The sequence below is a fragment of the Streptomyces sp. NPDC005408 genome, assembly GCF_040606445.1.
In the GTDB taxonomy this organism is placed as follows: Bacteria; Actinomycetota; Actinomycetes; order Streptomycetales; family Streptomycetaceae; genus Streptomyces.
Genome location: NZ_JBEXEX010000001.1, coordinates 423,335 through 444,955 on the forward strand (window position 1 = coordinate 423,335; position 21,621 = coordinate 444,955).

At 70.3% G+C, this 21,621-nt stretch carries 20 protein-coding genes; 10 read left to right on the plus strand and 10 right to left on the minus strand.

Annotated features, from left to right (window positions below; genetic code table 11):
- Positions 1-2 precede the first annotated feature (2 nt).
- From ABZS64_RS01795 to ABZS64_RS01805, 3 genes are read right to left on the minus strand one after another with little or no spacing between them, the layout of a single operon-like run.
- A complete protein-coding gene (locus ABZS64_RS01795; protein ID WP_355821969.1) occupies positions 3-902 on the minus strand; it encodes an ABC transporter permease subunit in 900 nt (299 codons plus the stop codon).
- Positions 890-1,786, minus strand: a complete 897-nt coding sequence (locus tag ABZS64_RS01800) for an ABC transporter permease subunit (protein WP_355821971.1) — start codon at positions 1,784-1,786, stop codon at positions 890-892. Before ABZS64_RS01800 ends, ABZS64_RS01795 begins: the two co-directional genes overlap by 13 nt.
- Complete coding sequence (locus ABZS64_RS01805) at positions 1,786-2,931, minus strand: extracellular solute-binding protein (RefSeq protein WP_355821973.1); 1,146 nt, start codon at positions 2,929-2,931, stop codon at positions 1,786-1,788. Before ABZS64_RS01805 ends, ABZS64_RS01800 begins: the two co-directional genes overlap by 1 nt.
- A gap of 254 nt (positions 2,932-3,185) precedes the next feature.
- On the opposite strand from ABZS64_RS01805, the gene ABZS64_RS01810 reads away from it, so the two are divergent.
- On the plus strand, positions 3,186-3,950 hold the full coding sequence (locus tag ABZS64_RS01810) for a GntR family transcriptional regulator (RefSeq protein WP_355821975.1): 765 nt from the start codon (positions 3,186-3,188) through the stop codon (positions 3,948-3,950).
- Positions 3,951-3,965: 15 nt separating this feature from the next.
- Here ABZS64_RS01810 and dusB read toward each other — a convergent pair whose 3' ends face one another.
- On the minus strand, positions 3,966-5,162 hold the full coding sequence (dusB, locus tag ABZS64_RS01815; RefSeq protein ID WP_355821977.1) for a tRNA dihydrouridine synthase DusB: 1,197 nt from the start codon (positions 5,160-5,162) through the stop codon (positions 3,966-3,968).
- Between the two features lie 52 nt (positions 5,163-5,214).
- Here dusB and ABZS64_RS01820 point away from each other — a divergent pair, with 52 nt between their 5' ends.
- The 4 genes from ABZS64_RS01820 (at position 5,215) to ABZS64_RS01835 (ending at position 11,229) form a co-directional block, all read left to right on the plus strand.
- Positions 5,215-6,642 carry an MFS transporter gene (locus ABZS64_RS01820; RefSeq protein WP_355821979.1) on the plus strand — a complete coding sequence of 476 codons (1,428 nt, stop codon included), beginning with the start codon at positions 5,215-5,217 and terminating at the stop codon, positions 6,640-6,642.
- A gap of 73 nt (positions 6,643-6,715) precedes the next feature.
- Entirely contained in the window at positions 6,716-9,172 is a 2,457-nt protein-coding gene (locus ABZS64_RS01825; RefSeq protein ID WP_355821981.1) for a LuxR C-terminal-related transcriptional regulator, read from the plus strand.
- Positions 9,173-9,405: 233 nt separating this feature from the next.
- Complete coding sequence (locus ABZS64_RS01830) at positions 9,406-10,038, plus strand: dioxygenase (protein WP_355821983.1); 633 nt, start codon at positions 9,406-9,408, stop codon at positions 10,036-10,038.
- Between the two features lie 30 nt (positions 10,039-10,068).
- Entirely contained in the window at positions 10,069-11,229 is a 1,161-nt protein-coding gene (locus ABZS64_RS01835; protein WP_355821985.1) for a hypothetical protein, read from the plus strand.
- 14 nt (positions 11,230-11,243) lie between these two features.
- Here ABZS64_RS01835 and ABZS64_RS01840 read toward each other — a convergent pair whose 3' ends face one another.
- Entirely contained in the window at positions 11,244-12,095 is an 852-nt protein-coding gene (locus tag ABZS64_RS01840) for a helix-turn-helix transcriptional regulator (protein ID WP_355821987.1), read from the minus strand.
- A gap of 101 nt (positions 12,096-12,196) precedes the next feature.
- Here ABZS64_RS01840 and ABZS64_RS01845 point away from each other — a divergent pair, with 101 nt between their 5' ends.
- A complete protein-coding gene (locus ABZS64_RS01845) occupies positions 12,197-13,636 on the plus strand; it encodes an MFS transporter (RefSeq protein ID WP_355821989.1) in 1,440 nt (479 codons plus the stop codon).
- A gap of 61 nt (positions 13,637-13,697) precedes the next feature.
- Here the strand turns inward: ABZS64_RS01845 and ABZS64_RS01850 are convergent, their stop codons facing one another.
- From ABZS64_RS01850 to ABZS64_RS01860, 3 genes are all read right to left on the minus strand, one after another.
- Complete coding sequence (locus ABZS64_RS01850; protein WP_355821991.1) at positions 13,698-13,898, minus strand: DUF6243 family protein; 201 nt, start codon at positions 13,896-13,898, stop codon at positions 13,698-13,700.
- Positions 13,899-14,095: 197 nt separating this feature from the next.
- Positions 14,096-14,299, minus strand: coding sequence for a hypothetical protein (locus ABZS64_RS01855; RefSeq protein WP_266476560.1), 204 nt, complete (start codon positions 14,297-14,299; stop codon positions 14,096-14,098).
- Between the two features lie 233 nt (positions 14,300-14,532).
- Positions 14,533-15,915: a glycine--tRNA ligase gene (locus ABZS64_RS01860; RefSeq protein WP_355821994.1), complete on the minus strand. Its 1,383-nt coding sequence runs from the start codon at positions 15,913-15,915 to the stop codon at positions 14,533-14,535.
- A 144-nt stretch (positions 15,916-16,059) separates the two neighbouring features.
- Between ABZS64_RS01860 and ABZS64_RS01865 the strand changes: the two genes are divergently transcribed.
- Genes ABZS64_RS01865 through ABZS64_RS01880 form a run of 4 tightly spaced genes read left to right on the plus strand, consistent with a single transcriptional unit; the run spans position 16,060 to position 19,212 of the window.
- Positions 16,060-17,028 carry a metal ABC transporter substrate-binding protein gene (locus ABZS64_RS01865; RefSeq protein WP_355821996.1) on the plus strand — a complete coding sequence of 323 codons (969 nt, stop codon included), beginning with the start codon at positions 16,060-16,062 and terminating at the stop codon, positions 17,026-17,028.
- Between the two features lie 23 nt (positions 17,029-17,051).
- Positions 17,052-17,822 carry a metal ABC transporter ATP-binding protein gene (locus ABZS64_RS01870; protein ID WP_355822104.1) on the plus strand — a complete coding sequence of 257 codons (771 nt, stop codon included), beginning with the start codon at positions 17,052-17,054 and terminating at the stop codon, positions 17,820-17,822.
- 2 nt (positions 17,823-17,824) lie between these two features.
- A complete protein-coding gene (locus ABZS64_RS01875; RefSeq protein WP_355821998.1) occupies positions 17,825-18,718 on the plus strand; it encodes a metal ABC transporter permease in 894 nt (297 codons plus the stop codon).
- Between the two features lie 56 nt (positions 18,719-18,774).
- Complete coding sequence (locus ABZS64_RS01880; protein WP_355822000.1) at positions 18,775-19,212, plus strand: transcriptional repressor; 438 nt, start codon at positions 18,775-18,777, stop codon at positions 19,210-19,212.
- Between the two features lie 628 nt (positions 19,213-19,840).
- Here ABZS64_RS01880 and ABZS64_RS01885 read toward each other — a convergent pair.
- Together ABZS64_RS01885 and recO are read right to left on the minus strand one after the other, a co-directional pair.
- Positions 19,841-20,680 carry an isoprenyl transferase gene (locus ABZS64_RS01885; protein WP_355822002.1) on the minus strand — a complete coding sequence of 280 codons (840 nt, stop codon included), beginning with the start codon at positions 20,678-20,680 and terminating at the stop codon, positions 19,841-19,843.
- Positions 20,681-20,694: 14 nt separating this feature from the next.
- Positions 20,695-21,441: a DNA repair protein RecO gene (recO, locus tag ABZS64_RS01890; protein WP_355822004.1), complete on the minus strand. Its 747-nt coding sequence runs from the start codon at positions 21,439-21,441 to the stop codon at positions 20,695-20,697.
- Between the last annotated feature and the right edge of the window lie 180 nt (positions 21,442-21,621).

The following is a 21,621-nucleotide window of genomic DNA, read 5'->3' on the forward strand; positions in this document are numbered from 1 at the left end:
GGCTAGTCCTTGGTGGTGGAGGGGGCGGCGGCCGCGGCGTTCGCGGTCCGGGTGCCGTTCCCCGCGCGGGAGAGGAGCAGCAGCAGCGCCCAGGTGATCAGAAGACTGAGGATGGAGACGGCCACCGACATCCGTGCCTGCGCGCCCGAGACGGTGACGATCCACACCGCGAAGGGCTGGAAGCCGAGGAGCGCTGCGACCGTGAACTCACCGAGGACCAGGGCCAGGGTGAGGAAGGCGGCCCCGGCGAGCGAGGTGCGCAGATTGGGCAGGATGACCCGGAGGATGACGTAGGGCCAGCTCGCCCCGCAGTTGCGGGCGGCCTCGACCAGCGTCGGCACGTCGATCGCACGCAGCCCCGCGTCCAGTGAGCGGTATACGAAGGGCAGCGCCAGCACCGTGTACGCGAAGACGAGGACGAGCGGGAAGTTCTCGTCCTGGACCGAGATGAAGGTCTGGTAGAGCGGGGTGCGGGACAGCTGCTCCGGGCCCCAGCGCAAGACCGTGCTGATTCCGGTGACCAGCGCGATCGGCGGCACCACCAGCGGCAGCATGCACACCACTTCGACGACGGGCCGCAGCCTGGGTGCTCCCAGCCGTACGGCGACCAGCGCGGGCACGGCGAGCAGCAGGACGAGCGCGATGGTGGCGGCGGCGAGACCGAGCGAGAGCAGCAGGCTGTCGGTGAACCCCTCGGCGCCGAGAATCCCGGTGTATGCCTCGAGCGAGAAACCCTGGCCGGGGGTGTGCACCGTAAAGACGAAGGACGCGACCAGCGGCACCAGGAAGTAGAGCCCCGCGAGGCCGAGTACGAGTCCGCGCCAGATGCGCGGCCTGCGCACCGCGGCGACGGTCTTCCTCCGTGCGGGCAGGGTCTCGGCGGTGGACGTCATCGCAGCCATCGGGCGCTCCGTCGCTGGAGGGGAAGGTAGACCGCCATGACGAGACCCGCGATCACGATCATGTCGAGGCTGAGGGCGAGCGCCACGTTCTCCTGGCCGACGAGCACATTGCCGGACAGGGCGTCCGCGATCTTGAGGGTGACCAGCGGTACGGAGCCGCCGACCAGGGCCGCGGCGGTGGCGTGCGCGGCGAACGCGCTGCCGAAGAGCAGGACGAAGCCGCCCAGCAGCGAGGGCGCGAGGACGGGCAGTCCCACCAGACGCCAGAACTGCCATCCGCTCGCACCGGTGTTCTGCGCGGCCTCGCGCCACTGGGGACGCAGTCCGTCCAGCGCCGGGATGATCACGAGCACCATCAGCGGGGTCAGGAAGTACAGATAGACGACGGCGAGCCCGGTGAAGGAGTAGAGATTCCAGCCGAGGCTCTCCAGGTCCGCGAGCTGGGTGACCACACCGGAGATGCCCGCGGTCGCGATGAACGCGAACGCGAGCGGCACCCCGCCGAAGTTGGCCAGCACCCCGGAGGCGGTGAGGGCGGCGCTGCGCAGCCACTGCCTGCGGGAGGTGACGATGGCCTGCGCGATGAACACGCCGGCGAGGGATCCGATGACCGCGGTGAGCGCCGAGAGCTGGACGCTGCCGATGAGCGATCCCAGGTAGGGGCCCTGCAGCGAGCGCTGAAGATGCTCACCGGTCAGCGCTGTGGCGCCGGTTGCCTGGTCGGTGCGGGTGACCGCGCCCTGCAGCAGGGCGGCGACGGGCAGGCCGAAGCACACGCCCGTGAAGAGGAGCAGCGGGAGCGTCGCGAGCCAGGTGCGCGGCCCGCGCCGCCGGCGGCGGATTCCGCCGGCGGGCCCGCTGGGGGACGAGGAGGGTACGGGCATCAGGAGAGGGCCTTGTCCCAGTTCTGGGCGAGGGCGGCCTTGGCCTTGTCGAGCTCGGCAGAGGCGGGGAACTTCGGGATGCCCTCGACCTTGGGGAGCTTGGCGACGAAGCCCTTGTCGGCGCTGCCGTCCGCGGTCATGCCGGGCAGCAGGACGGGACGTGCATAGCCCTTCAGCCAGAGGTTCTGGCCCTCGGTGCTGTAGAGGAACTCCATCCACAGGCGGGCGGCCGCGGGGTTGGGGGCCTGCTTGTTGATGGCCTGCGAGTAGTACTGGGCGTAGACGCCGTCGCTCGGGACCGAGACCTTCCAGTCGACGCCCTTGCCGCGGAACTGGTCGGCGTAACCGGCGTTCAGGTAGTCCCAGTCGATGCTGATCGGGGTCTCGCCCTTCTCGACCGTGGCCGGGGTGGACTCGACGGGGATGAAGTTGCCGCTCTTGCGCAGCTTCGCGAAGAAGTCGATGCCGGGCTGGATGTCGGCGAACGAGCCCTTGTTGGCGAGGGCGGCCGCGTACACGCCGCCGAAGGCGGAGCCGGACTTGGTCGGGTTGCCGTTCAGCGCGACCTTGCCCTTGTACTCGGGCTTGAGCAGGTCGGCGAAGGTCTGCGGGCAGTTCTTGATCCGCTTGGCGTCGCAGCCGATGGAGACGTAGCCGCCGTAGTCGTTGTACCAGCGGGCTTCCGGGTCCTTCTGGTCACCGGGGATCTTGTCGAAGGCCTCGACCTTGTACGGGGCGAACAGGCCCTCGGTGGCGCCGCTGCGGGCGAAGGCAATGCCCAGGTCGAGGACGTCGGGAGCGCGCTTCTGGCCCTTGCGGGCCTTGACGGCGGCGATCTCGTCGGCGCTGGAGGCGTCCGGGTTCTCGCTGCTGACCTTGATCTTGTACTTGGCCTCGAAGGCCTTGATCAGTTCGCCGTAGTTCGCCCAGTCCGCGGGGAGGGCGATGACATTGAGCCTGCCCTCCTTCTCGGCGGCGGCGACGAGCGCCTTCATTCCACCGAAGTCGGCGGCCGAGGCACTGGCGTTGGCCCCGACCTTGTCGCCGGCGGCGGCGCCGTCGGGTGCGGCTCCGCAGGCGGTGAGGGTAGTGAGCGCGGCGGCGCCGAGCAGTGCGGCAGCGCCGAGGCCAAAGCGTCTGAACACAGTCTCTCCCAGAGACGAAGTGAATGGCACTTGTCTGAACAAGCTGGAATCAGTTCGCCTGTGCGAACTGTCGGCTGCGTTAACAGCACATGACAATCACGGCACGGCTGCCGGAAGAGCAGAAGCCAGTGAAACACCGTTCACAGCAGCTCAGTTGACCAGGATGGTGAAATCCCCGGAGACGGTTAGGGTGACCGGGGAGGCGGAACACTCCGCAACCGGTTGCGCACAGTTCGGAGCATGGGGGCGTCAGCGTGGGCACGGCACGTTACCTGGAGATCGCGGAGGCGCTTCGGCGGTCGATCCTCGGCGGCGAGTACCCGGTCGGGGCACAGCTCCCCTCCGAGAGCGACCTCGCCGACCGCTGGTCCGCATCCCGCGGAACGGTCCGCCAGGCGGTCGCCGTGCTGGCGTCGGAGGGCCTGATCGGATCCCGGCAGGGTGCGCGCAGAATCGTGCTCCGCCACGAACGCCGCCACAGCTTCGCGGAGTTGAACAGCTTCGCGCAGTGGGCGCAGGGCATGGGCTACGAGATCTCCAGCCGCATCCTGACCCGCGCCCGCCGCCCGGCAACCCCGACGGAGGCCTCCCGGCTCTCCGTACCCGCCGGGTCCGCGATCCTGTACGTCCTGCGCCTGCGGCTCCTCGACGGCGAACCGGCCATGCTGGAGCGCACGGCGTACGCGGAGTGGGTGGCACCGGCGGTGGAGGAACTGCCAGAGGACTGCGTCTCGATCATGAACAGCATCGCCGAGCAGCACGGCGTGGTCGCCCACTACGGCGAGCACCTGATCGACGCGGTGGCGGCGGGCAGCGTGGACGCCCGGATGCTCCACGTCCGCCGGGGCAGCCCGCTGCTGCGACAGCGCCATCTGACGTGCACGGCGACGGGCCGGCCCATCGAGTGGACGGACGACCGCTATGTGGCGGGAAGCGTGACGTTCAGCGTGAGCAACTCCTCGGACACGGCGCCGCTTTCGCGCCACGCGGGTGACCTGTCCAGCCCCTCCGGGGCTTGAATGCCGTACCCCCGGTCAGCCGCCAGACGTGTCCAGTTCGGCTTCCGCGCTGATCCCGGCGCAGTCGTACGGATCCTTCAGCCACCCGTCCGGCAGAACAACCCTGTTGTTCCCCGACGTACGACCGCGAGGACCGTCCGCTCCCACCGGCCAGGCCTGGTCCAGGTCCAGCTCCCCCAGCAGCGCGTCCATCTCCGCCAGCGACGACGTGATCGCCAGCTTCTTCCGCATCTCGGAGCCGACCGCGAATCCCTTCAGGTACCAGGCCACATGCTTACGGAAGTCGATCACCCCGCGCGCCTCGTCGCCGATCCACTCCCCCAGCAGCTCCGCATGCCGCCGCATGACGACCGCGACCTCCTTCAGCGTCGGCGTCGCATACGAACCGGTGCCCTCGAACGCCGCCACGAGATCGCCGAACAGCCACGGCCGCCCCAGGCACCCGCGCCCCACGACCACCCCGTCGCAGCCCGTCTCGCGCACCATCCGCAGCGCGTCGTCCGCCGACCAGATGTCGCCGTTGCCGAGCACGGGGATCTCCGGGACGTGCTCCTTCAGCCGGGCGATCGCGTCCCAGTCCGCCGTGCCGCCGTAGTGCTGCGCCGCCGTGCGCCCGTGCAGCGCGATCGCCGTCACGCCCTCCTCGACCGCGATCCGGCCGGCGTCCAGGTACGTGATGTGGTCGTCGTCGATGCCCTTGCGCATCTTCATCGTGACGGGCAGCTCGCCCGCATTCGAGACCGCTTCGTTGAGGATCGCCCGCAGCAGCGGCCGCTTGTACGGCAGCGCCGAGCCGCCGCCCTTGCGCGTCACCTTCGGGACCGGGCAGCCGAAGTTCAGGTCGATGTGGTCGGCCAGGTTCTCGTCCACGATCATGCGGACCGCTTTGCCGACGGTCACCGGATCCACTCCGTACAGCTGGATCGACCGCGGTGTCTCGGTCTCGTCGAAATGGATCAGCTGCATCGTCTTCTCGTTGCGCTCGACCAGCGCCCGCGTCGTGATCATCTCGCTGACGAAGAGCCCCTCGCCGCCGGAAGCTGCATCCATCGGGGGGCGACCCCCGAACCCCCGAACGCCTTCGGCGAACTCGCGGCACAGGGTGCGGAAGGGCGCATTGGTGATGCCGGCCATCGGCGCGAGCACCACCGGGGGCTGTACGGCGTGCGGGCCGATCGTGAGCGTCGAGAAGGACGGGGCAAGCGTGGTCATTCGTCCATTGTCGCGTACGACGGGAGTCGTTAGTTAGCCGTACTATCCACGTATGACCGAGCTCACACACCGACGGCGCCTGCTCGTGCTGGCGATCTGCTGTATGAGCCTGCTGATCGTCAGCCTCGACAACACCATCCTCAATGTCGCGCTGCCCTCCATGCGTCAGGAGCTGCACGCCTCCGTCGCCGGGATGCAGTGGACGATCGACGCATACACCCTGGTCCTCGCCTCGCTGCTGATGCTGTCGGGCTCCACCGCGGACCGGATCGGCCGCCGCCGGGTCTTCCAGGCCGGGCTTGTCCTGTTCACGCTCGGCTCGGTGCTCTGCTCCCTCGCCCCGAACCTGGAATCGCTCGTCGCCTTCCGCATGGTGCAGGCCGTCGGCGGCTCCATGCTCAATCCGGTCGCGATGTCGATCATCACCAACACCTTCACCGATCCGCGCGAGCGAGCCCGCGCGATCGGGGTGTGGGGCGGTGTCGTCGGCATCTCGATGGCCGCGGGACCGCTCGTCGGCGGGGTGCTCGTGGACAGCGTCGGCTGGCGCTCGATCTTCTGGGTCAATGTGCCCGTCGGCCTCGCCGCACTCCTGCTGACCTGGCGGTACGTACCGGAGTCCCGCGCCCCGAAACCGCGCCGCCCCGACCCCGTGGGCCAGCTCCTGGTCATCGCACTGCTCGGCTCGCTCACCTACGCGATCATCGAGACGAAACTCGCCTTCGCCGTGATCGCGGCCGTCGCCCTCACCGGGCTGCTGCTGTACGAGCCGCGACGCCACGAGCCCCTGATCGATCTGCGCTTCTTCCGCAGCGCGCCGTTCAGCGGGGCCACCGTCATAGCGGTCTGCGCCTTCGCGTCGCTCGGCGGCTTCCTCTTCATCAACACGCTCTATCTGCAGGACATCCGCGGTCTGTCCGCCCTGCACGCCGGTCTGTACATGCTGCCGATGGCGGCGCTGACCTTCGTCTGCGCGCCGCTGTCCGGGCGGCTGGTCGGCAGCCGGGGGCCGCGCCTGTCGCTGCTGGTCGCGGGCACGACGATGGCCGCGAGCGGTGTGCTCTTCGCCGCCTTCCGGGCCGAGACCTCCGACGCGCTGCTCTTCAGCGGATACGTCCTGTTCGGCCTCGGCTTCGGCATGGTGAACGCGCCCATCACCAACACCGCCGTCTCCGGCATGCCCCGCGCCCAGGCCGGGGTCGCCGCCGCCGTCGCCTCCACCAGCCGCCAGATCGGCCAGACCCTCGGCGTCGCCGTCATCGGGGCGGTCCTCGCGGCCGGGGTCTCCTCCACCTCGTACGCAGAGGGCTTTGTCGCCGCGAGCCGCCCCGCCTGGTGGGTCATCACCGGGTTGGGGCTGTGCGTCCTCGGGGTCGGCGCGCTGACGAGCGGAGGCTGGGCACAGGAGACGGCGCGGCGCACGGCCGAGCGGCTTCAGGAGCCGGACCGCGAGCAGTCGCCTTCCACAGCCGACGCATAGGGAAAATGGGGCGTGGCTCACCTTCACCGGACACGGTGGTGCCGACGGCGGCCGGTGGGCAAGGATTCATCGGATGAGCCCGACGCGAGCGTGCGAGATGTGCGGGACCGAACTGCCCGGCCGTGGCCGGCGTCCGGGACACGAGCCGGAACAGGGCGGCAGGCCCGCCCGCTACTGTTCCGCCGCATGCCGTCAGCGCGCCTTCCGCCGCCGCTCGGCGCGGCCCTCCCAGGGCCCGGCGCGACTTGAAGGCAACCGGCTGCCGAGGGCGCTGGACTCCTTCGTCGGCCGCCGTCGCGAACTGTCGCGGCTGCGCACCCTGGTGAAGTCCTCGCGCCTGCTGACCCTCACCGGACCCGGCGGAGTCGGCAAGACCCGGCTGGCGCTGGAGTTCGCGGCGGGCCTGCGCGGGGACGGCCGGGCGGCCCGGCTGGTCGAACTGGACTCACTCCACGACGGCTCCCGGCTGCCCCAGGCGGTGGCGGCGGCGCTGGGCGTCGGCGAGCGCGCCGGGCGGACGGGCGTCGACGTGCTCGTGCATGCCCTGGGCGACCGTTCGCAGCTGCTCATTCTGGACAACTGCGAGCACCTGGCGGAACCGTGTGCCCGGCTGGCCGCCGCCCTGCTGAGCCGGTGCCCCCGGCTGCGTATCCTCGCCACCAGCCGCGAAGTGCTGCGTGTGCCGGGCGAAGTCGTGTTCCGCGTAGGCGAGTTGCCCCTGTCCCCGGCCGCCGACGAGGACGACCCGGCAGCCGTCCTCCAGGCCGACGCCGTACGGCTCTTCGTGGAGCGCGCCGCGAGCTGCGCGCCCGGCTTCGCGCTCCGGTCCGGCAACGCCCGTACCGTGGCGGAGATCTGCCGCCGGCTCGACGGCATGCCGCTGGCCATCGAACTCGCCGCCCGCCGCACGGGAGCCCTCCCGTTGAGCGACATCCTGGCCGGTCTCGACGACCAGCTCTCGCTCCTGACGGACGGCAGCAGGACCGGGCCCGGACGTCATCGCGAACTGGCCGCCGCGATCGACTGGAGCCATCGATTACTCGACGCGGAGGAGCAGACGCTCTTCCGCCGTCTGTCCGTCCTCGTCGGCGGTTTCGACGCCGCGGGAGCTGCCGCCGTCTGCGCCGGAGGCGCCGTGCAGCCGGGACAGGTCCTGCGCGTGCTGTGCGCCCTGGAGGCAAAGTCCCTGATCGTACGACTGCCGGGCACGGAGGCCGAAGACGCCGCGAGATTCCGGCAGTTGAGCGCCATCCGCGCCTATGCCCTGGACCGGCTGGCCGGCTCCGGCGAGCTGGACGACACCTGGCAGCGGGCCGTCGGCCGGCTGAGCGGGCTGGCCGGGGCCGCGGCGGACCAGGTCTTCGCCGACCAGACGGGCGGGCAGCTGACGGAGGAGCGGGAGAACCTCGCGGCCGCGGTCGCCCACACCGCCGGTGACCCGGGCGGCTCTTCGCACGCCCGGCTGGTTCTGGCGCTGGCGCGGGTCTGCTACCAGCAGGAGCAACTGACCGCCGCCCGTGTGCTGTTGTCCGGCGTACTGGACCGGGACAGCGGCTTCCGGCACGGCGGCGCCGCCCTGGCGCTCGCCGCTCGCGCCGCCTGCCAGCAGGCCGACCAGGAGGCGGCGCTGCACTTGGCGGAGCAGGCGGTGGCCGTGGAGCGGGGGCGCGACAATCCGGCCGCGCTCGCCAACGCCCTTGATGCGCGGGCCGCCGCCATGCTGTGCGGCGGCGAGTTCTCGCGCGCCGTCGACGACTTCGCGGAGTGCCTGCAGATCGTCACCACGCTCGGCAGCCCCCGCGACACGGCCTGGTGCAGGCATCACCTGGCCTGGGCGCTGCTCCATGTCGGCAAGGCGGCCGAGGGCGATGCGCTGATGGAGTCCTGCCTGCCGCAGCTGAGGGGGCGGTCGCCGTGGTGCCAGTCGGCAGCCGCACTGCACACCGCCGGTGCGATACGGCTCGCGCTCGGCGATCTCGACGCGGCCGAGGGCCTGTTCGCCGAGGGGCTCCGCGCCGTGCCGGGCGAGAGCTTCCATGCGCTGTATCCGCTCGAAGGGATTGCTCTCGTGGCGGCCGAACGGGGCGATATGAAGCGGTCGTTACGGCTGTTCGCGGCGGGAGCGCAGGCCCGCAGACGGATGGACACCGAGCCGGAAACCGAGTGGCGGCGGCAGGTCGAGGAGGCGTCGGCGCGCGCTGCGGCGGCGCTGACCCCGGCGGCACGGGAAGCGGCGGCGGCAAGTGGACGCCGGCTGCGCTGGGACCGGCTGCTCTCGTACGCGCTGGGCGGCAACGACGGCGTGAGCGAGGGTGGCCGGTCTCCGCTCACCGGGCGGGAGACGATCGTGGCCGCACTGGTCGCCGAGGGACTGACCAACCGCGAGATCGCCGCCCGTCTGGACCTGTCGGCGAGCACCGTCTCCACGCACCTCGACAACGTCCGGGACAAGCTGGGCATGCGCTCCCGTACCCAGATCGCCCTGTGGATGGCCGGAACGCAACGGCGCTCGACGCCTGAGGTTTCGTAACGTCACGAAGCCGCCGGTCATCCGATCGATCCGCACACCTGTCGCAGCGCCCAGGCTGAGCCGGAACAGGGCATTCCAAGGACCCGTCGACCTGGATCCGGGTTTCTTCCCCCCACGGAATGCCCTGCCGAGCGAGTCGAATCCGGCAAGGAGACGCGATGCGGCAGGACCACGATGCGGGCGGCGAACACACGAGCTCGAGGCGGGCGTTCATCAGAACGAGTTCGGTGGGAATGACCGCCGCCCTTGTGGCAACGAGCGCGGCCGGTGCCGCCCTGGCGGCACCGGTCAGCCCGGTGCAGGAGGCACGCGCGGCGGGACGCCCGCCGGCCGTCACGCCCGCCTGCGACGGTCACGAGACCCCGGCGGCGACGGAGGGCCCGCTCTTCAAGCCGCAGTCCCCGGAGCGGGGCGACCTGATCACCCCGGCGATCCGCGGCGTACGGCTCGACCTCACCGGCGTCGTCTACGACCCCGACTGCACGCCTCTGCCGGGGACGCTCGTCGAGTTCTGGCAGTGCGACCAGAACGGCGACTACGACACCTCCGGCTTCTCCCTGCGCGGCCACCAGTACACCAACAGCAGGGGCGCGTTCCGGCTCCGCACGATCATCCCCCGTGACTACTGGGGCCGTTGGGGCAGGCGCGCACCCCATATCCACACCCAGGTCCAGGCCCCCGGCGGACCCGTACTGATCACCCAGCTGTACTTCCCCGACGACACCCAGGCGTACGGACGCGACTTCGCGGCGCTCAACGCCGCCGACGGGCTCATCAACCGGGCCTGCACGATCGCGCTCACGGGCCCCCACGACAGCGCCTACACCGGCGCCTTCGACTTCGTCATCAAGACCACCGCCCAGTAACCGACCGCCGATCACCCAAGGATTTCCGTGATGCATACGAACCCGTCATCCCGGCGCCCGAACGTCGGCCGGTCGTCCCTGCTGGCTGCGCTGGCCGCCGGCGTCATCGCGACCGGAGGCCTGGTCGTCGCGGGCACCGGCTGGGCCGGTCCCGCAGCCGCCGGGTCGGAGGTCTCCGCCGCGGCCCCACGCGTCGCCGGACAGTGGAAGCAGACGCCTGTCCCGGTGACGAAAGGCGACGTGACCGCCGTGGCCGCGCTCGGCGACAAACAGGCGTGGGCCGTCGGCTACCGGCTCAAGAGCGCGACCGAGGTGGAAGCACTGACTCTGCGCTGGAACGGCACGGCCTGGGCGCAGGAGTCGACGCTGCCGAACGGCACGTTCCCGCAGGCCCTCGCCGTCCGCTCGGCGAGCGACATCTGGGCCGTCGGCGCCACGGCCGCGCACTGGGACGGCACCTCCTGGACCACGCGCAATCTGGACCGTGACCCGGTCGGCCGCGTCCTGCCCGACGCGGTGGCGACGACATCCGACGGGAAGGCCTGGACGGTGGGCCGGGCAGTGCCGCAGTCCATCAAGAACGCCGTACCCGCCGTCCAGTTGTGGGACGGAACGGCCTGGCGCCGCCAGACACTCCCCGACGTCGGCAAGGGCGAACTCACCAGCCTCGCAGCAGTCGCACCCAACGACATATGGGCGGCCGGAACGGTCTTCGGCAGCGACACCACCGACGAGACCGCCCTGTTGCTGCACTTCGACGGCACCTCCTGGAAGCGCATCGATGCCCCCGCGGGCAGGAGCGGCGACGACCGCTGGATCGGCGGCCTCACCGCACTGGCCGCCGACGACATCTGGGCGGTGGGCGGCGCCACGCCCAAAGGCTCGGAGCGCCCGTACGCCGCGCACTGGGACGGCAAGAAGTGGACCGACGTCACGACACCGGACGTCCCCGACGGGCGGCTCAGGGCGGTGGGCCGGGCCGGGAACGGCACGCTGTGGGCGGTGGGCGGCAAGGGCGCCGTCTCGGTCGCCCTGCGCTGGGACGCGTCGCAGCGCCGCTGGGAACAGGCCACCGACCCGGCCGTGGTGGTACGGGGATTCACGACGGTCCCGCAGACCGCGGACCTGTGGACGGTGGGCATCGCCAAACAGGGCGACCTGGTCCCTGCGGTGACCCGCTACACGGGCTGAGGCGGCCTCGGCCGTCAGACCTCGGCGAGCGCCAACGCCTGGAGCTGCTCCAGGCGTTGGCGGCTCTCTGCGTCCAGGGGTACGTAACTGATCAGGCGGGGACCGGCGATCGGCCCCAGCCAGAGGTTGTTGTGCTCCAGGTGCAGCAGCCCGACATGGGCGTTGCGGATCAGCTTGGTCCTGCCGCCCTGGCTCACCACCTCGTGCCGCGCCCACACCTCGCGGAATTCCGGGGACTTCTCCAGTCGCGCCAGCAGCGCCTTCCAGGCGGGCTCGGCGAGATGCTCGGCCATCGAGGCGCGGAACTTGGCGGCCATCATCCGGTTGGCATCGCCGAGTTCGGCGACCGCGGCCCGCCAGTCGTCGTTGGTGAAGGCCAGGATCATGCAGTTGCGGTCCTCGGGCGGCAGCCTGTCGAGGTCGCACAGCAGCCGGGCGTAGGTGCGGTTGTACGCGAGGATGTCGTACCGGCTGTTCTGGATGCAGGCCGGGATCGGCTCCAGTTGCTGAAGCATCTGCCGCAGGGACGGGGTCACGGTCGGGCACGGCGTGCCGGGCGCCGGATCGACCGCGCCCGCCAGGGCGAAGAGATGGGCGCGCTCGCTCTGGTCGAGGAGCAGAGCGCGGGCGATGGCGTCGAGGACCTGCGGGGAGACCTGGATGTCCCTGGCCTGCTCCAGCCACGTGTACCAGGTGACGCCGACCGCGGAGAGCTGGGCGACCTCCTCCCGCCGCAGCCCGGGCGTGCGCCGGCGCCGTCCGCGCGGCAGACCGACCTGCTCGGGGCTGATGCGCTCACGACGGCTGCGCAGAAAGCCCGCGAGCTCGTGCCTTCGTATGTCCGTCTCCTGCGCCATCGTGGTCATACTCCCAGGGTGCCGAACTGCTCAGCCCATTGCCAGGTACTCCTTGTACCAGGATAAAGACACTCTGGTACCAGGCTGTGCGGACGAGGATCGTCGAGGCCGTGAGTGAGACCCGTGTCCTTCCCCCAGCTTCCGTCCGCACCGCCCGCGACTCGAACGGACCCGTCCTCGGCCCGCTCGGACTCTTCACCCTGCTGCTCGGTGCGGCACTTCCGCTGATCGACTTCTTCATCGTCAATGTCGCCCTGCCCACCATCGACCACGATCTCGCCGCGGGCCCCGCGCTGCTCGAGCTGGTGGTCGCCGGTTACGGGCTCTCGTACGCCGTGCTGCTCGTCCTCGGCGGACGGCTCGGCGACAGGTTCGGCCGCCACCGGCTCTTCCTCGTGGGCATGGCGGCTTTCGGCCTGACCTCGCTCGCCTGCGGTCTCGCACCGGACGCCTGGACACTGGTGGGCGCACGGGTGATGCAGGGAGCGGCGGCCGCGATGATGCTGCCGCAGGTGCTCGCCACCATCCAGGCGGCGACGGCCGGACCCCGCAGGGCCAGGGCGATGGGCCTGTACGGAGCGACCGCGGGCCTGTCGATGGTCGCCGGGCAGATCCTGGGCGGCCTCCTTGTCGCAGCCGACCTTGCCGGAAGCGGCTGGCGAGCGATCTTCCTGGTGAATGTGCCGGTGGCGCTGATCGGCCTGGTACTGGCGGCCCGTGCCGTCCCGAGGACCCGTTCCGAGCATCCCGCGCCCGTCGACGTACCCGGCACGCTGTTGCTGACCGTGGCCCTGCTGACGCTGCTGGCGCCACTGACCGAGGGGCGTGCGGCGGGCTGGCCGCTGTGGACGTGGGTGGCGCTGGCGGTGTTCCCGCTCGCGGCGATCGCCTTCTACCGGGTGGAGCGGCGCGCCGACCGGCAGGGACGAACGCCACTGGTGCCGCCGAGCCTGTTCGCGCTGCTCTCGCTGCGGCGAGGTCTCGCACTGGTACTGCCGTTCTCGATCGGCTTCGGCGGCTTCATGTTCGTGGTCGCGGTGGCGCTGCAGCAGGGGCTCGGGATGGGGACCGTCGCCTCCGGTCTCGCGCTGGTGCCGATGGCGCTGGCCTTCTTCGGGGCGTCGCTGGCCGGGCCGCGGCTGGTCGTGCGGTACGGAAGCCGCATCGTGACGGCGGGCGCGGTGCTCCAGGCCGTGGGCATCGCCCTCCTGGTGCTGGCCGTCCGGCGCGGCTGGCCGGACCTGGGCTTCGTGGAACTGATGCCGGGTGTCGCACTGGCCGGGTTCGGCCAGGGGCTCCAACTCCCCGTGATCTTCCGGATCGTGCTCTCCGAAATACCGACGGACCGGGCCGGAGTGGGCAGCGGCGTGATGGTGACGACGCAGCAGTCGGCGCTGGCGCTGGGCGTGGCCACGCTGGGCTCGCTCTTCCTGTCGCTGGCCGGCTCGGGCGGGATGCGTCAGGCGCTGACAGTCACGCTGCTGGTGCAGCTGGGGATGATCGCGCTGACGGCGCTGCTCAGCCTGCGGCTGCCGCGCACGGTGAGCTGACGGGGGCCGGACACGGCCGTGGGCCCGGACCGCGTGATGCGGTCCGGGCCCACGGCGTTGATCAGGCCTGCTCCTCCGGCGCCTCCGCGCTGCCGCTGCTGCTCTGGGCGCGTTCCCGCATCTTGCGCACCAGCTCCTGCTTCTGGTCGGCGGACGCCTTGCGGTCGGCGTTGCGCGCCGGACCGTTGGCCTGCTGGTCGGCGCGGGACAGCTTCTTCCGCTGTCCGCCGACGCCGAGAAGGTTGTTACGGCTCTTGGCCATGGGAGTCTCCCATTGGTGGTGAGAAGTGACTGGGGATTCGTCCGACGTGGGCGGGAGTCGACCGCCGCCCTCTCACTCGTAGATCGGGAGATGCGCATACATGCAGGCGACGGTACCTCGCCGCGAGGGGTGGGGCACGCCATTTCCGGCCGCGGACCTGGTGCTGCGCGGCCTGACCGCCTGACGGGAACCGGGGCCTATGCGCTCGGGTCGACCGTCGCCTGGTGCGCCTCCGCGAGGTGTTCCTCGGCCTTGAGCCACGGCAGGAACTGCGCCCCCTTGCGCCAGCCGCAGGTGTCGCAGGTGAGCGTGCGCTGCATGCCCGATTTGGCTACGTGCACGACGTGTTCGCGGCCGTGCTGATCCCATCTGCTGACCTTGCTTGTGGTCATGGACGGCATCGGTCCTCCTGGTGACGATTGCGCCCAGTGTGCAGCACGAACAACATCAACAGCGGAATCTTGCCGCTCTGTTGCTCAGGCTTCACCCCTTGCTCAGGCGCCGCCCTCCAGGAAACGAAGCGCCGCAAGTCCGTTCCTCCGTCGGCGACCCGGCGCAGCACCTCGATGAACTCCTCGCGGTACGCCGGAGCCCCCGGCGCTGGCGCACCGAGGGCTCCTTCACGTACTGCGGATCAGCAGCCGAGCAGACGGCTGCCCAGGTACTGCTGGATCTGGTCCAGCGAGACGCGCTCCTGCTGCATGGTGTCGCGCTCGCGCACGGTCACCGCGTTGTCGTCGAGGGTGTCGAAGTCGACGGTGACGCAGAACGGCGTACCGATCTCGTCCTGGCGGCGGTAGCGGCGGCCGATGGCGCCGGCGTCGTCGAACTCGATGTTCCAGTGCTTGCGCAGGTCGGCCGCGAGGCCCTTGGCCTTCGGGGACAGCTGCGGGTTGCGGGACAGCGGCAGCACGGCGACCTTGACGGGCGCGAGGCGCGGGTCGAGGCGCATCACGGCGCGCTTCTCCATGACGCCCTTGGCGTTGGGGGCCTCGTCCTCGTTGTACGCGTCGAGGAGGAAGGCGAGCATGGAGCGGCCGACACCGGCGGCGGGCTCGATGACGTACGGGGTGTAGCGCTCGCCGGCTTCCTGGTCGAAGTACGACAGGTCGTGGCCGGAGGCCTTGGAGTGCGCGGACAGGTCGTAGTCGGTGCGGTTGGCGACGCCCTCGAGCTCGCCCCACTCGCTGCCGCCGAACTGGAAGCGGTACTCGATGTCCGCGGTGCGCTTGGAGTAGTGGGAGAGCTTCTCGGCCGGGTGCTCGTACCAGCGCATGTTCTCCTCACGGAGACCAAGGCCCGTGTACCAGTTCCAGCGCTGCTCCATCCAGTATTCCTGCCACTTCTCGTCCTCGCCGGGCTTGACGAAGAACTCCATCTCCATCTGCTCGAATTCGCGGGTGCGGAAGATGAAGTTGCCGGGAGTGATCTCGTTACGGAAGGACTTGCCCATCTGGGCGATGCCGAACGGCGGCTTCCTGCGCGAAGTCTGCTGCACCTGCGCGAAGTTGGTGAAAATGCCCTGCGCGGTCTCGGGGCGCAGGTAGGCGACGGAGCCGGAGTCCTGGGTCGGGCCGAGGTGCGTGGCGAGCAGGCCGGAGAACTGCTTGGGCTCGGTGAAGGTGCCCTTGTTGCCGCAGTTGGGGCAGTTGAGGTCGGCGAGGCCGTTCGCGGGGGCGTGGCCGTGCTTCTCCTCGTACGCCTCCTCCAGGTGGTCCGCGCGGAACCGCTTGTGACAGGAGGTGCACTCGGTGAGCGGGTCGGTGAAGGTGGCGACGTGGCCGGAGGCCTCCCAGACCTCGGTGGCCAGGATCACCGACGAGTCGATACCGACGACGTCCTCGCGCGAGGTGACCATGTAGCGCCACCACTGGCGCTTGAGGTTCTCCTTCAGCTCGACACCCAGCGGCCCGTAGTCCCAGGCGGCACGCTGACCGCCGTAGATCTCACTGCTCGGGTAGACAAAGCCACGGCGCTTGCTCAGGTTGACGATGGTGTCGATCTTGTCGGCGGCCACGGTGCTCTCTTCATTACGACGACGACGAACGGCGAATGCTTCAGGTTACCGGCGGCCGCACCCCCAGGATCAAATCGGTTCCGGGCAGGAGGGGCTCAGCAGCTTTGTTGACAATCGTTTCCAGTTTTGTTGAAAATGAGTGTCATGAACGTACGCCGCCTCATACCCGCCACCGCTGCCACCGGAGCCGTCGCCCTCGGCCTCATGGCCGTCTCCGCCTGCTCCACCTCCAGCGCCGCCAGCGGCAAGAGCAGCGACGGCAAGCTCAAGGTGGTGGCGTCGTTCTACCCCATGCAGTACCTGGCCGAGCAGATCGGCGGGAACCACGTCTCCGTCTCGACCCTCACCAAGCCGGGCGTCGAGCCGCACGACCTGGAGCTCAAGCCCCGCCAGGCCGCCGAGCTGAACGAAGCGGGCTTCATCCTCTACCTCAAGGGCATCCAGCCCGCCGTCGACAAGGCCATCGACCAGTCCGAGGCGAAGAACAAGGTCGACGCCGCCTCCCTCACCAAGCTGGAGCACCACGGCACGGAGGGCGGCCACAGCCACCAGGGCGAAGAGGCCGGTCACGACGAGCACGAGGGCGAGGCCGGCGCCGACCCGCACATCTGGCTCGACCCCGTGAAGTACGCCGAGGTCGCCAAGGGCGTCGGGAAGTCCCTGGAGAAGGCCGACCCGGACCACGCAGCGGACTACAAGAAGAACACCGACGCGCTGGTCACCAAGCTGAACGGGCTGAACACCACGTTCCAGCAGGGCCTGAAGAACACCGCCACCAAGACCTTCATCACCACCCACTCCGCCTTCGGCTACCTCGCCGAGCGGTACGGCCTGGACCAGGAGGGCATCGCGGGCATCGACCCCGAGTCCGAGCCCAGCCCGGCCCGTATCAAGGAGCTCCAGACCGTCGCGAAGAAGGACAAGGTCACCACGGTCTTCTTCGAGACGCTCGCCAGCGACAAGACCGCAAAGACCCTGGCCGACGACGCCGGCCTGAAGACGGACGTCCTCGACCCCCTCGAGGGAATCACGGACAAGTCCAAGGGCGATGATTACGTGCAGGTGATGGAGTCCAACCTGGCCGCGCTGCAGAAGGCTCTCGGCGCGAAGTGACGTACGACGTATCGGAGGCAGCCGTGGCATCGGTGAGCGAGCCCGTCATATCCGTCCGCGGGGCCCAGGCCACGCTCGGCTCGCGACCCGTGCTGCGTGGCATCGACCTCACCGTCCAGCGCGGTGAAGTCGTCGCACTGCTCGGCGCCAACGGCTCGGGCAAGTCCACGGCCGTGCGGTCCGTGATCGGCCAAGTACCGCTCACCGACGGTGAGATCTCCCTGTTCGGCACGGAGCTGCGCAGCTTCCGTGCCTGGTCGCGCATCGGATACGTACCGCAGCGCACCACCGCCGCGAGCGGTGTGCCCGCGACGGTGCGCGAGGTCGTCTCCTCGGGCCGTCTTTCGCGTACGCGGCTGGGCAGGCTCTCCAAGGCCGACCGCGCCGCCGTCCAGCGGGCCATCGAGCTCGTCGGGCTCGCCGACCGCGCCAAGGACTCCGTGAGCGCACTGTCCGGCGGCCAGCACCAGCGGGTGCTGATCGCCCGGGCCCTTGCCTCCGACCCCGAACTGCTGATCATGGACGAGCCGATGGCGGGCGTGGACCTGGTCAGCCAGGAGATCCTCGCCGGGACTCTGCGCGAGCAGGTCGCCGCCGGGACCACCGTCCTGCTCGTCCTGCACGAACTCGGTGCGCTGGAGCCGCTCATCGACCGCGCGGTGGTACTGCGCGACGGGTGCGTGGTCCACGACGGGCCGCCGCCGAAGGCCGTGGGCCAGCACGCCCTGCCGGGCCACGACCACGTACATCCGCACGCGGCCGACGAGCCGCTCCGCACGGGACTGCTGACCTGATCATGGACATCCTCGAGACAGCATTCATGCAGCGGGCACTCATCGCAGCCCTCCTGGTCGGCATCACCGCCCCCGCCATCGGCATCTACCTGGTGCAGCGCCGGCAGGCGCTGCTGGGCGACGGCATCGGCCATGTCGCCATGACCGGTGTCGGCCTCGGCTTCCTGCTGTCGACCAACCCGATCTGGATGGCGACGATCGTCTCCGTCGCCGGCGCGGTCACGATGGAGCTGATCCGGGCATACGGGCGCACACGCGGCGACATCGCGCTGGCGATGCTCTTCTACGGCGGTATGGCGGGCGGCGTCCTGCTGATCAACATCTCCGACAGCGGGTCCACGGCGAATCTGAGCTCGTTCCTGTTCGGCTCCCTGTCCACGGTCTCCCAGGCGGACCTCACCGCGATCACCGTGCTCGCCGCGTTCGTGGTGCTCGTCTCGCTCGGGCTGCGGCGGCAGCTGTTCGCGGTCAGCCAGGACGAAGAATTCGCACGGGTGACGGGTCTGCCGGTGCGCTGGCTGAATCTGCTGATCGCTGTCACCGCGGCGGTCACCGTGAGCGTGGCGATGCGGGTCGTCGGGCTGCTGCTGGTCAGCGCCCTGATGGTGGTCCCGGTGGCCGCGGCCCAGCAGATTTCCCGGTCGTTCAAGGCGACGTTCGCGGTCGCCGTGGCGATCGGGGTCGCCGTAACTCTGTCCGGAACTGTCACCTCCTACTACCAGGACGTGCCGCCAGGAGCGACGATCGTATTGCTGGCCATCGCCGTCTTTGTGACGCTGACCGCGCTGGCGACACCGCTGGCGAGACGGCGGGCACGCGCGATGGAGGCGAACGCGGCGGAATGCACCGCGGACCTGCCGGGCACCCGGCGGGCAGGCGACGACGTCAAGGTCTGATCCTCGGGCCTGGCAGAATGGCCCGACGGATGTGCGGGCGAAGCGAGGAGGCACCTGTGGTGACGGCGCCAACCGGCGGGAATACCGCCCCAGTGCGAGGCCGGTCGACCCGGCAGCGTGCCGCGGTGGCGGCGGCGCTCGACGAGGTGGACGAGTTCCGCAGCGCGCAGGACCTGCACGACATGCTCAAGCACCGCGGCGACTCGGTCGGCCTGACCACGGTCTACCGCACGCTCCAGTCGCTCGCGGACGCGGGCGAGGTGGATGTACTGCGCACGTCCGACGGCGAGTCCGTCTACCGGCGCTGCTCGACGGACGACCATCACCACCACCTGGTGTGCCGCGTCTGCGGCAAGGCGGTGGAGGTGGAGGGCCCGGCGGTGGAGCAGTGGGCGGAGACGGTGGCGGCGCAGCACGGGTATGTGAACGTGGCGCACACCGTGGAGATCTTCGGAACGTGCGCGGAGTGCGCCGGCTCCTCGACGGAGGCCTGACCTAGGGCCTGTCGTTTGGATCGGGCCGGATCAGTGAGCGGCCCGCCGCGGAGCGGCTGCTGATGTCACTGCGGTGCGTGCGATCGCAAGGCGGAGGAAGGAGCCGACGCGGAGCGTCGGCGACTGACGACAACGCGGCGAGCGGGCGGGCCAGGGCACGCGAGCCCGGCAAGATCCGAACGACAGGCCCTAGCCAGCGCGACGCGGGGGTCCGGGCCCGGGCGCCGTCTGCCGGGGCGCGCGTTCCGGGCGCACCCGGGGCCGCGTTGGTTGCCGTCTGGGGCCGCTCCGGGGCTCGTGTCCTGGACTGCTTTCCTCACCGCGCTTCGCGCGAGCTGCGCCGCTTTACGTCCAGAACACGACCCCTACGCGTCCCCCTGCTCGCTGAACGAGCCCCGTGAACCCGGCGTGCGGCACTGCAGGGCACCCCCCCCCCCCGCGGCGCGAAGCTGCCGCCCCGGGGGGTACGGGGGCGTCAGCCCCCGCAGGTCCCGTCAGGGTTCGGGAAGGGGCGGGGTGGGGGACAACCCCCCGCACCAGCTCCGGCGCGAAGCTGCCGCTCGGGGGGTGTGGGGGCCTCAGCCCCCGCCGGTCCCGTCAGGGTTTCGGGAAGGGGCGGGGTGGGGGCTCAAGACCCCTCAGGACGACCCCGCATCGCCTCCAGCTCCTCATTCGGGATGGCCCCGCCGAACCTCCGGTCCCGCTGCGCGTACTCCAGGCACGCCCGCCACAAGTCCCGCCTGTCGAAGTCCGGCCACAGCACGTCCTGGAACACCATCTCCGCGTAACTGCTCTGCCAGATCAGGTAGTTGGACGTCCGCTGCTCGCCGCTCGGCCGCAGGAACAGGTCCACGTCCGGCATGTCCGGGTAGTACAGGTACTTAGCGAAGGTCTTCTCGTTCACCTTCGACGGGTCCAGCTTCCCCGCCGCCACGTCCCGCGCAATCGCCTGCGCCGCGTCCGCGACCTCCGCGCGCCCGCCGTAGTTGACGCAGAAGTACAGCGTCATCGCATCGTTGTCCTTCGTCTGCTCCTGCGCGACCTGGAGCTCCTGGACGACCGACTTCCACATCTTCGGCATGCGGCCGACCCAGCGGATACGGATGCCCAGCTCGTTCATCTCGTCGCGCCGGCGCCGGATGACGTCCCGGTTGAAGTTCATCAGGAAGCGCACCTCGTCCGGCGAGCGCTTCCAGTTCTCGGTGGAGAAGGCGTACAGCGAGAGGTTCTTGACGCCCATCTCGATGCAGCCCTTGAGCACGTCGAGGACGACGCCCTCGCCGACCTTGTGCCCCTCGGTGCGCGGCAGCCCGCGCTCTTTGGCCCAGCGCCCGTTGCCGTCCATCACGCACGCCACATGGTTGGGCACCAGCTCGCCGGGGATCTTCGGCGGGCGCGCGCCGGACGGGTGCGGCTCGGGGACCTTGTACTCGCGGCGGGACCGGCCCAGGATTCCGCGTCGTGCCATGCGGCTCACATCTCCTATTTCTCTACGTACCTCAGCGAGCGCAGGCCGCGCTCCAAGTGCCAGTGCAGATAGGCGGACACCAGCCCGCTGCCCTCCCTGACGTGGCGCGCCTCGCACGCGTCCGCCGTGGGCCAGTCGCCGGTCAGCAGCGCGCTGAGCAGACCGATGGCCTCCGCAGAGGGTACGACGCTGCCGGGCACCCGGCAGTCGCCGCATATGACGCCGCCCGCGGCGACGGAGAAGAAGCGGTTCGGCCCGTGCAGGCCGCATTTGGCGCAGTCGTCGAAGCTGGGTGCGTAGCCGTTGACGGCGAGGGAGCGCAGCAGGAACGCGTCGAGGATGAGGTGTGGCGCATGCTCGCCACGGGCGAGGGTGCGCAGGGCGCCGACGAGGAGCAGGTACTGCTGGACGGCGGGCTCGCCCTCGTGGTCCGTGAACCGCTCGGCTGTCTCCAGCATCGCGGTGCCCGCGGTGTAGCGGGCGTAGTCGGTGACGATGCCGCCACCGTACGCGGCGATGGTTTCGCTCTGGGTGCACAGCGGAAGCCCGCGGCCGACGAGTTCGCTGCCGCGGGCGAAGAACTGCACGTCCACATGCGAGAAGGGCTCGAGCCGCGCCCCGAACTTGGACTTGGTCCGCCGCACGCCACGAGCGACGGCCCGCACGCGCCCGTGCCCGCGCGTCAGCAGCGTGATGATGCGGTCGGCTTCGCCGAGTTTCTGGGTGCGCAGCACGACGCCGTCATCACGGAAAAGACTCATCGCTCGCCCCCACAGGTGTCCTGCCGGGGGTCCGGGGGGTGTCCCCCGGGTGAGCACAGCATGATGCGGTCGGCTTCGCCCAGCTTCTGGGTGCGCAGCACGACGCCGTCATCACGGAAAAGACTCATCGCTCGCCCCCACAGGTGTCCTGCCGGGGGTCCGGGGGGTGTCCCCCGGGTG